Annotated in this window: 9 protein-coding genes and 1 other RNA gene; 9 read left to right on the forward strand and 1 reads right to left on the reverse strand. The window is 39.6% G+C overall.

Features of this window, described 5'->3' with window-relative positions; all coding sequences use genetic code 11:
* Nucleotides 1-311: 311 nt before the first annotated feature.
* From R6U77_RS13435 to R6U77_RS13455, 5 genes are all read left to right on the forward strand, one after another.
* Nucleotides 312-794: a GNAT family N-acetyltransferase gene (locus tag R6U77_RS13435; protein WP_406601046.1), complete on the forward strand. Its 483-nt coding sequence runs from the start codon at nt 312-314 to the stop codon at nt 792-794.
* A gap of 6 nt (nt 795-800) precedes the next feature.
* The gene (locus R6U77_RS13440) at nt 801-1,325 is read left to right on the forward strand and encodes a phage tail protein (protein WP_319836017.1); all 525 of its coding nucleotides are present in this window, start codon (nt 801-803) and stop codon (nt 1,323-1,325) included.
* A gap of 28 nt (nt 1,326-1,353) precedes the next feature.
* Nucleotides 1,354-1,848, forward strand: a complete 495-nt coding sequence (locus R6U77_RS13445) for a phage tail protein (protein ID WP_319836018.1) — start codon at nt 1,354-1,356, stop codon at nt 1,846-1,848.
* A 19-nt stretch (nt 1,849-1,867) separates the two neighbouring features.
* Nucleotides 1,868-2,401, forward strand: a complete 534-nt coding sequence (locus tag R6U77_RS13450; RefSeq protein WP_319836019.1) for a phage tail protein — start codon at nt 1,868-1,870, stop codon at nt 2,399-2,401.
* Nucleotides 2,402-2,524: 123 nt separating this feature from the next.
* Nucleotides 2,525-7,732: an S-layer homology domain-containing protein gene (locus R6U77_RS13455; protein WP_319838378.1), complete on the forward strand. Its 5,208-nt coding sequence runs from the start codon at nt 2,525-2,527 to the stop codon at nt 7,730-7,732.
* Nucleotides 7,733-7,894: 162 nt separating this feature from the next.
* Here R6U77_RS13455 and R6U77_RS13460 read toward each other — a convergent pair whose 3' ends face one another.
* Complete coding sequence (locus tag R6U77_RS13460) at nt 7,895-8,647, reverse strand: glucose 1-dehydrogenase (protein WP_319836020.1); 753 nt, start codon at nt 8,645-8,647, stop codon at nt 7,895-7,897.
* 199 nt (nt 8,648-8,846) lie between these two features.
* On the opposite strand from R6U77_RS13460, the gene R6U77_RS13465 reads away from it, so the two are divergent.
* The 4 genes from R6U77_RS13465 (at nt 8,847) to rnpB (ending at nt 11,739) form a co-directional block, all read left to right on the forward strand.
* The gene (locus R6U77_RS13465; RefSeq protein ID WP_319836021.1) at nt 8,847-9,455 is read left to right on the forward strand and encodes a TetR/AcrR family transcriptional regulator; all 609 of its coding nucleotides are present in this window, start codon (nt 8,847-8,849) and stop codon (nt 9,453-9,455) included.
* Between the two features lie 132 nt (nt 9,456-9,587).
* Nucleotides 9,588-10,829, forward strand: a complete 1,242-nt coding sequence (locus tag R6U77_RS13470; RefSeq protein WP_319836022.1) for a ribonuclease H-like domain-containing protein — start codon at nt 9,588-9,590, stop codon at nt 10,827-10,829.
* A 174-nt stretch (nt 10,830-11,003) separates the two neighbouring features.
* The gene (gene gpsB, locus R6U77_RS13475; protein WP_293920593.1) at nt 11,004-11,306 is read left to right on the forward strand and encodes a cell division regulator GpsB; all 303 of its coding nucleotides are present in this window, start codon (nt 11,004-11,006) and stop codon (nt 11,304-11,306) included.
* Nucleotides 11,307-11,360: 54 nt separating this feature from the next.
* Nucleotides 11,361-11,739: RNase P RNA component class B (gene rnpB, locus R6U77_RS13480), an RNA gene on the forward strand.
* The last annotated feature ends 26 nt before the right edge of the window (nt 11,740-11,765 follow it).

Below are 11,765 nucleotides of genomic sequence, written 5' to 3' on the forward strand. Positions count from 1 at the left end.
GAGTTTGTTATTAATAATAAAAATTTTATTTTATGCAGTGTATTATTACATATTTGAGAAAACAAATTGATTTACTTTAAATATTCTTAACATTTATATAGCTAAGAATTTAATATAATAATAGAGAGTTGGATAACAAAGCTAGAGTACGATTGTACAATTTTTATCTATTAAACAAGCAGAAAAACCAAAATTATAATTATAGTAATGTGGTTTGATTTTGAATGAACAGGCTGTGCTTGTGTAATAAATCATCTGTAAAAGCCTTGATAGGTAGCTTCACTTTATAAATGAAATGGGGGTGTATGATATTGCAGACTAGAAATGTTGTAACCGAAGATGATGCATTTCTTTTTGAGCTATATGCTACTACGCGAAAGCATGAATTTTCAATGCTAGCACTAGATGAGCAGCAATTACAAGCTTTGTTATATATGCAATTCGAAGCACAAAAGAGATCGTATCAAAATAAATTTCCACAAGCCAAGCATGAAATTATTTATCATGAGGGATTGCCAATTGGCAGAGTGATGACTGAAATTAAAGGTCGGAATATTCATTTAATAGATATTTCCTTATTACCTAATCATAGAGGGAAAGGCTATGGAACTAAGATATTAAAGCAATTACAAAGCAATGCAGCTACTCAGAGAGGGTCTGTTACATTGCATGTACTACAGGAAAATCCTGCTAGGCATCTATATGAGCGATGTGGATTTTACGTTACAGAAGAAATTGCTCCTTATATTGCCATGCGATTTGAATCATTTAATGAAGAAGTTGAAAGGAGGTGAAAATAAATGAGTGAATCATATGTAGGAGAAATTCGTATGTTTGCGGGGAATTATGCTCCCCAAGGTTGGGCTTTATGTAATGGTCAATTACTTAGTATTGCAGAAAATGAAGCACTGTTTGTTTTAATAGGAACAACATATGGAGGGGACGGTCAAACTACTTTCGGGTTACCAGATTTAAGGGGACGTGTACCAATTCACATTAATCCACAGTACTCTTTAGGTGCCGTAGGTGGTACAGAAACAGTTACCTTAACTACGAGCCAAATGCCAAATCATACACATATTGCCCAAGCTACAACCGCTGTTGGAAATACAGCATCGCCAGACAATATGCTGTGGGCAACGACGAGCGGATATTCAAACTATTCAAATGATAAAGATGGAGCTGGACATCCACTAACACCAGTTGCAATGAATGCACATGCTAGCTCAAGTGTGGGTGGCAATCAGCCACATAATAACATGATGCCAACAGTAGCTATTTCTTTCATTATTTCGTTATATGGGGTATTTCCTTCCCAATCATAAAAAAGTTGAAGAAGAAAGGAGGATTTAAATGGCAGAACCATATTTAGGTGAAGTTCGGATATTTCCGCTTAACTATGCACCAAGAGGCTGGTTATCTTGCGAAGGGCAAGTGCTTCAGATTCAGCAATATCAAGCATTATACTCACTGTTAGGTACAGTTTATGGAGGGGATGGTAGAACGACATTTGCTTTACCGGATTTGCGAGGGCGTGTACCAATTCATGTTAGTTCTTCATTATCATTAGGAACAAAGGCGGGTGAAGCGGCACATACTTTAACGGTGAATGAAATGCCGCAACATACGCATCAGGCTTACGGTTCATCTATTCCTGCAAGTGCTACTTCTCCTCAAGGGAATGTATGGGCTCAAAAGGATAATTTATACGCAACTGGCCCAACTGTAGCAATGAACCAGGCAGCAATATCTGCTACGGGAGGCGGGCAAGCACATGATAATATGCAGCCTTATTTAGCTGTCCGTTTTTGTATTGCTGTACAAGGAATTTATCCATCAAGAAGTTAAAGGAAGGGAGTGAGTACAAATGGCAGATGCATATATTGGTGAAATAAGAGTTTTTGCAGGAAATTTTGCACCAAAAGGCTGGGCATTATGTAATGGTCAATTGATGAGTATTCAGCAAAATACAGCGCTCTTTTCGATATTAGGTGTGCAATATGGAGGAGATGGCAAGACAACCTTTGCGCTACCGAATTTGATGGGGGCTGCTCCAATGAATCAAGGGCAAGGAGCGGGATTAACAGAACGACAGGTTGGTCAAATCGTTGGTGCACCAACTGTGACGCTTTTATCAACACAAATACCTGCACATACACATGCGCCAGCAGCTTTAGAGGGCGCTGGAACATCGGGAAATCCAGAGAATCAATTGTGGTCAGTGGCGGTAACTGGGAGAAGTAAAGTACCAGAACCAATATACGATGCGACAGTAAATGTTGCAATGAACCCACAAGCTTTAGGTTTAACAGGTGGAAATCAGCCGCATAATAATATGCAGCCCTTCTTGGTGATGAATTATATTATTTGTTTATATGGTGAGTTTCCATCTAGAGGGTAAAAAGAATTTTGAGAGGGTGGAACTATGAATCTATCCAAGAATTTAAAAACAAGTAAGAGAAAGAGTAAGATTTTACATGAAAAAATAAGATTTTATTTTCGTATTTTGGTTGTATTGATCTTGATGATTTCTTCAGTGAACTATATGCCTATTAAAGAAGTGCAGGCTGCTGCGAATGGAACTGCCGATGGTACGTATGATTTTGGTGGAGTTGTTGGAATACCTAACAGTGCGGAGATAGGCTTTACAACTTTTTCGGATAAGTTTGCTATTAGTAATGGTTTTGCAGTGGATGGAACACAACTGTATAAAGAAAATGGTGTGCAAGGAGAAGAGGCTCTTCTCATCATTAAATCAAGGTGGGCCAGCACGTGCAAAACATTCACGTTTAAAGATTTAGGAGTAAGTCTTTATTTTCAGACACCTAAAACGAAATTAACTAAATTTTCTTTGGTCATAAAAGACATAAATGGAGATGTACTTGGAACACATGAAATTTCGAATCACGACGGAATAGAAGGATATGGAGTTATCACTCAATTAAGTACGCTTTTGAATAATGGGACACAATTTAATTACACAGGAGTTGCAAACCTAGAAATTAAATATCAATTAGGAACAGACAGTAATAGTAATCTTATAGATTCAAGTAGTTTAAACTTCGAAAACATCACAATTGCCAATGTAAGTACTTGTGATACGCAACCTCCTATAGTATCAAATGGAGTGATTAGTTCTTCAAATATCAGCACAACAGGTGTCACACTAGGATGGACAAAGGCAACAGACAATGTGACAGCACAAGGCGATTTAGAGTATCTTGTCTATCAATCTAGCAGCAATAATATTAATACGGTTAGCAATATCGAAGCAAATGGAACACCATTAGGAAGCGGGTTTACCAAAGATATCGCTACGTTTAATGTAACGGGCTTATCACCTAGTACGACTTATTATTTTAATGTCATTGTTAAAGATGCAATGGGAAACAAAACTGCCTATACAATGCAGTCAGTGACAACAGCTATTCCTGCTAGTGCGCCAACTGTTACGACAAGCACACCAGCATCGAATATAACAACAACAGAGGCAATGGTTGGTGGAAATGTGATAGCGGATGGAGGGGCAGCGATTACAGAGCGTGGAATCGTCTATGCAACGACTACAAATCCGACGACAAGTAATGATAAAAGAACGACAACAGGATCAACAGGTGCCTTTACTGCTAATCTAAGTGGGTTAAGCCCAAATACAACATACCATTACCGAGCTTATGCAACAAACTCTGTAGGTACGAGCTATGGAGATAATCAATCTTTTACGACAGTAGCGCTAAGTAATAATTCTAATTTAAGCAATTTAACTCTTTCGACAGGAGTGCTGACCCCAAGTTTTGCATCAGCGACAGTAGGTTATACAGTAAATGTTGCTACAAATGTAGAAAGTATTCAGGTTACACCAACAGTAGCTGATAGTACTGCAACAGTAACAGTGGATGGTGTAACTGTAACAAGTGGTCAAGCGAGTGGGAGCATTCCTTTAAATGTTGGATCCAATCCCATCACAATACTTGTAACAGCACAAAATAACACAACAAAAACGTATACGATTACAGTGAATAGAGCAGCACCAACGTACACGATTGAAGCCATAGGAAATCAAACCTTTACGGCACTGACAGCAGGTTATCCAAACAACACACAGGAAACAAAGACATTAACAATTACGAATACAGGAACAGGCAGCTTGACGGATGTAGCAGTAGCATTAAGTGGTGCCAATGCGAATGCGTTTGAAATAACACAACCATCATTGGCAAGTTTACCAAGTACAGGTAGCACCACATTTGAAGTGAAGGCAAAGGACGGCTTAGCGACAGGTACCTATACAGCAACAGTGACGGTCAATGCAGCAAGCCTAACATCGGTAACATTTACTGTGACACAGGTTGTCAACCCAGCCCCAACGTATACAATTGATGAGATTAGCAATCAAACGTTCACGGCACTGACAGCGGGTTATACAAGTGGTTCACAAGAAACAAAAACAGTGCCAATTACGAATACAGGAACAGGCAGCTTGTCGGGTATAACAGTAGGGTTAAGTGGCACCAATGCGAGTGATTTTGAAATTACACAGCCAACGTTGACAAGCTTACCAAGTACAGATAGTACCGCCTTTACAGTGAAGGCAAAGGATGGATTAGCGGAAGGTACGTATACGGCAACAGTAACAGTTAATGCGACAAACCTGACAACACCAGTGACGTTTACTGTGACGCAGGTTGTCAATCCAGTGCCAACGTATACAATTGATGCCATTAGTAATCAAACATTCACTGGCTTAACAGAAGGTTATCCAAATGATACACAAGAAATCAAGTCAATGACGATTACCAATACAGGAACAGGCAATTTGGCGAATCTAGGTGTAACATTAAGCGGTCCTAATGCAAGTGATTTTGAGATTACGCAACCACTAGTGACAAACTTAGCAAGTGCGAGCAATACAGCATTTACAGTGAAAGCAAAGAATGGATTAGCGGAAGGCACCTATACAGCAACGGTAACAGTCAATGCGACAAACCTAACGACGCCAGTGACATTTACCGTGACGCAGATAGTCGATCCAGCTCCAACGCATACAATTGATACGATTAATGACCAAACGTTCCCTGTCTTAACAGAAGGTTATACAAGTGGCACACAAGAAACAAAAGCAGTGCCAATTACAAATACAGGAACAGGCAGTTTGTTGAATCTAGATGTAGCATTAAGCGGTCCTAATGCAAGTGATTTTGAAATTACACAGCCATTAGTGACAAACTTAGCTAGTGCAGGCAACACAACGTTTACCGTGAAAGCGAAGGATGACTTAACAGCAGGAACCTATACAGCAACGGTAACAGTCAATGCAACAAATTTAACACCTGTCACATTTACTGTGACACAGGTGGTCAACCCAGCCTCAACATATACAATCGATACGATTAGTGACCAAACGTTTTCCGTATTGACAGAAGGTTATGCAAGTAACACACAAGAAATGAAGTCAATATCAATCACGAATACGGGAACAGGTATCTTGTCGAATGTAGATGTAGCGTTAAGTGGTAGTAATGCAAGTGATTTTGAAATAACACAACCGTTAATAACAAACTTACTAAGTGCAGACAGTACAACATTTACGGTGAAAGCGAAGGATGATTTAGCGGCAGGCACCTATACAGCTACAGTAACCGTAACAGCAACAAATCTAGCACCAGTGACATTTACAGTAACACAGGTGGTCAGCCCAGCGTCAATGTACACGATTGATCCAATTGGCAATCAAAGCTTCACCGCATTGATAGCAGGTTACCCAAGCAACACACAGGAAACAAAGCTATTAACAATTACCAACACAGCAACAGGTGATTTAGCCAATATAGAGGTAGCATTAAGTGGCAGTAACGCGAATGATTTTACAATTACCCAACCGTTAGTGACAAACTTAACAAGTGCAGATAGTACGACATTTACGGTGAAAGCGAAGGATGGATTAGCAGCAGGCACCTATACAGCCACAGTAACAGTAAGTGCGACGAACCTAACACCCATGACATTTACAGTAACGCAGGTGATTAACCCCATTTCTGTAACTACTCCTGGCGTGCCAACGAATGTGCGAGCAACAGCAGGGAATGGTTTCGTAACTGTAAGCTTTGATGCTCCAACAAGTAATGGGGGCGATCCGATTACTGGATATACAGTTAAAGTGTATATAAATGGAGTAGAGCAGCCGATGTTAGCAAAAACAGGAACATCAAGTCCTATCGTAGTAAATGGTTTAGCGAACGGAACGGCATATACATTTAAAGTAGTCGCAACGAATGGGGTAGGAAGTAGCGGGGAATCCTTGGTATCAAATATAGTGACGCCAGTAGCTGCTATAGCTCCATATCCGCTACCAGGTCCAATCCAAACGCCATCAATAGTTAACCCAAGCACGACAATAACGAAAATCAAAGTGGCATTAGAAGTTGATGGTGTTAACCCACTGGAAACAGTAATGGTAGAAATTGAACGCACAAAACATGCCAACGGTGAAATCACCGACTATGTAGCACTATCAGAAGCTGATACGAAGCAAGCGATAGAAAAAGCGAAACAAAGTGGTAATAACATTGTTCGTATTATTATTCCAGATGTCCATGATGAAGTAACTAAAGTAACGGTAGAAATTCCAAAGCAATCTCTACAATTATTACGTGAAAATAGATTATCATTGGAAATTACTACAGAGAACGGGCGTATCATGACACCTTATAGCTCAATGGATGGTATTAATGATAATTTCTATTTCAATTTAGTACCAGTGAAAAAAGAAAGTGAACGCCAAATTATTGAGGAGCGTGCACGTACAGAGCGTGTAGTACGTGATGCACTTCAAAGTAATGATGTACATGTAATAGGACGTCCGATGGTAATTGAGACGAATATGCCAAGTCGACCTGTACAGCTAACATTGCCATTAAAAGGCGTGGAAATCCCAACAGATACAATTACGCGTGAGGCATTTCTGAAACAACTAGCTATCTTTATTGAACATTCCGATGGGGAGAAAAAAGTGGTCATCCCTGAGGTCGTAACAGTGGCAAAGGGTACGCTAGGGTTACGCTTTACAGTGGAGAAATTCAGTACATTTACAATTATTCAAGTAGAAACTAAAGAAGAGCAGAATATGTATCATCATGAAGCCTACATTAAAGGTTTCCCAGATGGCACATTTGGGCCAGATAAAAATGTGACACGTGTTCAAGTAGCAACAATGATTGCGCGTATTTTAGGCTATACAGGTGAGACGGTAGACACAGCACCATTCAAGGATATTCCAAGCGATCATTATGCAGCAGGCGCTATTGCCTTTGTGAAAGAGCGTGGCATAATGAATGGAGATAATGGGTACTTCCGTGTAGGTGAAAATATGACACGTGCTCAAATGGCAGCTGTCGTTGCGAAGTTTAAGCAACTGCCTATCGCAGAAAATGTTGCACTTACATTTAATGATACGAAAGGTCATTGGGCACAATGGATTATCGAAGCGAATCGCACGGCGGGCATTATCAATGGACGAGAGGATGGTAGTTTCGCACCCAATGAGCCTTTAACACGTGCGCAAGCTGTAGCAATGTTAAACCGTATGTTTGAGCGCGGACCATTACAAGGTATTACAATGCCAAGCTTCCCAGATGTAAAAGCAACACACTGGGCATTTGGTGAAATTGAAGAGGCAGCGAGATCTCACACATATTTTATTGATGAAAATCGTCAGGAGATTTTTACAAAATAATCAATAAGTAAAGCAGGCTAGAGATTCAGCGCTTAGCCTGTTTTTACTATGTAATAAAACATATCGTTTCATCTAATCATTTATTAATTCCCCTGACTTGATAAAAGGTTGTTTGGAAACCTACCTTTCCAAACAACCCTTGTCTCTCTATGTTAGTTACAATTAAATAGCTGTCCAGCCACCATCAATGACTAGCTCTGAGCCTGTCATAAAGCGAGATTCATCAGATGCTAGGAAAACAACACCATAGGCAACATCCTCAGGCTCACCGAAGTATGGCAATTGCGTATATGCTTGATAATAAGGCAATGCGCCACCTTCCTCCATCGTCGGTGCAGTCATTGGTGTGACAATAATGCCTGGATGAACCGAATTCACACGAATTTTATCTTTACCGTACTCAATAGCAGCCGATTTAGATAGTACACGAAGTGCTCCTTTTGCCGCTGTATATGGACTGGTACCAGCCATGCCGACAATCCCACCGATAGAAGAAATATTGATGATAGAGCCACCACCAGCTTTTTGCATTTCAGGAATGACATATTTCATCCCAATAACACAGCCATTGAGGTTAATATCCATCACTTTATTCCATTCATCCATTTCCATATTGGCAATCGTTTTTGGTGAGGAAACCCCAGCATTGTTCACAAGGATATCTACTTTGCCATACGCTTTCACAGCTTCCGCAATGACTGCTTTCCACTCGTCTTCAGAGGTTACATTATGTTGCAGCCCGATAATATCTCCGCCATTGTCTTTAATTTCTTGCACTAAGTTTGTTAATGGCTCAATTTGTACATCTGTGGCGATAACCTTTGCACCTTCTTGAGCAAATAATTTTGCCTCAGATGCGCCCATCCCCATTGCTGCCCCAGTAATAATTGCTACTTTTCCATTTAAACGACCCATGCTAAAACTCCCTTTCATTATCAATGAATAAATTACGAACATATTAACAACTAGTTGTATTATCGACACCATGTCGTTAATATAATTATAACCGTCTCTTTAAAAAGAGCAAACGACAGTACGATTGATTACGCTGTATTAGCAACATCTTTTGTTATTATGTTGTTAAAGTGAGAAATTTAATACAAGGAGCTTAGAAATGTCGAAAAAATTGGACCCTCGCGTCATCAGAACGCGCCAACTATTGAGAGATGCACTGGTGGAATTAATTGATGAACAAGGCTATGAGAAGATTACTGTACAGGATATTACACGACGAGCAACCTTGAACCGTGCGACTTTTTATTTACATTATCGCGATAAGCTAGATTTACTTTATCAAAGCTCAGAGGAGATTTTACAGGAGCTAGTAGGCAGTATTCGGCCACCATTTGAAGATAGGGCGAGTTTTGATTTATTGCGAAATTATAATCAGCCACATGAGACATTTATGCATTTGTTTGAGCAGATTGCTATCAATAGTAAGCTCTATAAGGTCTATCTTACAGAAAAGAATATTCCTTATTTTGCAGCAGGCTTAAAAGAAATTATTATAGATTTTGTTTCAAGTGGGATTCATTTTATGGAGCCGGATGATCAAAAGCTAACAGTGCCACGTGATATGGCTATACGCTTTTATGCAGCAGCCTTTCTAGAAGTAGTTATCTGGTGGTTGGAAAATGATATGCCTTATACCCCTAAATTTATGGCAACCCAATTAATGCGTATTACAATCAAAGGACCTTATATCGAGAACCCATTTCTCTAATAAGGTACAAGCATGATGTTAAAGAATGCTTTCTTTATTGGGTAAATGCAGTTATAGGGTTTGTTGACCAGCTTCTTTTTCATTTGTTATCATCAATCTATAAATAAGAGAAGAGAAATGATGTGATAAAACATGTCTTATGAAAATAAAATACTACAAATGAAAAAAATGCTAGGGAAAAAGACAACAGCTGAAACGGAGGAGAAGCCTAAATTTATCAAACCTGCACCACCGATTTACAAAGCAGCATGGCAGCAGGCTGGCTTAACAGTTATCGACAATGATTTTGGTGTTTTGTTTAAGCGTGAAGTGCGCTATCCATTTGATTATAAGCATGGGCATTATACGCTTGGGGAATTAACGATGGCACTTGAAGCATGGGAAAATGCCAATGTAGAGCACCCATATGCGTTACATACAGACGAACAAATCATTTTTTGGGACACGGAAACAACAGGCTTGAAAGGCACTGGCACACATATTTTTTTGCTAGGCTTTTTAGAGCAGGATGAGGATGAATTTGTGCTGACTCAATATGTGCTAGCCGATCCAGCGAACGAGGTAGCGATGCTGTTTGAATCAAAGCTTTGGCAGCGAAGTGTAACGCTCGTTTCTTATAATGGTAAAAGCTTTGATTGGCCGCAGCTTGAAACGCGCTGGACATTGAATCGTCAAACCTTACCGTCATTGAAAGAGCAAAAACATATCGATTTATTGCATAGCTCTAAGCGTTTGTGGAAAAATGATTTAGAAAAGATGAAGCTTGTACAGGTTGAGGAGGATAAGCTTGGCTTTAAAAGACAAGGAGATATTCCAGGGCATTTAGCGCCAATTATTTATTTCGATGCAGTGAAGAGCGGGCAAGCTGACACGTTAATGAAAGTGCTCCAGCATAATGAATGGGATTTGTTATCGCTCATCACTCTGTATATTCATCAAACGAAGCTGCTATTTACAAGTGAGCAAGAATCAGCTGTTACCTATACAAATATCGGGAAATGGTATGGCGATTTAAAGCAGCAAGTTGCAAGCGAATATGTATTAACGAATGTAACGGAAAACTACCAACAGAGTGAGACGGCATTAGCTCACTTTTATTTAGCCTTCCAGCATAAGCGTCTCGGTCGCTATACCGATGCTGTTAAAAGCTTTGAGGCGTCAGTAGTAGGCATCTCGCAGCGCCAAAAAATACAAGCCTATGAGCAGCTATCCATGCTACATGAGCATCAAATAAAAAAATATGAAGCGGCACTTTTTTATGTGGAAAAGGGGCTTCAGCTTATTGAACAAAGCGACTTTTCGACAGAGCAAAAAGAAAAGCACTTAATAAAATGGCAGAAACGTTATGAACGTATTCAAAATAAAAAACAATAGCCGATGATATTCGTATACAACACACTTCATATGCTATAATATAGCTCTAAGGATTGTATAGAAGGGGCGTCCATCAATTGTACGCATGACTTCGCAATAAAAATAGATAATAGAAGCAATATAGTAGGAAGGAGAACGCTATATAGATGAGATGAAGAAGCTTATCTATAGCGAATGATACGAATGATAAAATTAAACTCAAAAATTATTTTAGAAAAAGAATTTAAAAAGAGCATGAAAGGCTACAGCATCGAGCAAGTTGATCAATTTTTAGACCAAATTATGGAGGACTACGATGCGTTTGAAAAGCAGCTAAATGAGCTACGTGCTGAAAATGAGCGCTTAAAGGCAGACTTAGAAAATAGTACACGCAGACAAGCGACTGTCCAAACACCAACGCCAAATACAAATTTCGATATTTTAAAGCGCTTATCCAATTTAGAAAAGCATGTTTTTGGTAGCAAGCTTTCTGAATAAACGATACAGTTGCTTTTCTGACATGTGTCAAGTATAATATAGTTCGACATCAAGAAATTCGAGTAATCGCTGCATCTTATAAGATGTAGAGGAAAGTCCATGCTCACACGGCTCTGAGATGACCGTAGTGTTCGTGCTTACCGAAAAAATAAGGTAAGGCAAGCAGATGCTTGACGGCGAAAGGAATACCTAAGTCTTATGATATGGTAGAAACTTTCTGAAGGTGCCACAGTGACGGAGCTTGCTTGGAAACAAGCAAGGTGGAACGAGGTAAACCCCGCGAGTGAGAAACCCAAATTATGGTAGGGGCACTCTCCAAAAGGAATTGAACGGCTGGAGGGACAGGCAAACGCCTGTAGATAGATGATTACTACCTGAGCGTACGAGGCGATTCGCTGTTTGAGTACACAGGAACAAAACATGGCTTACTGAAGACTATTGATGCATTTTTTTAGTTTT

This window comes from Lysinibacillus louembei (assembly GCF_033880585.1).
In the GTDB taxonomy this organism is placed as follows: Bacteria; Bacillota; Bacilli; order Bacillales_A; family Planococcaceae; genus Metasolibacillus; species Metasolibacillus louembei.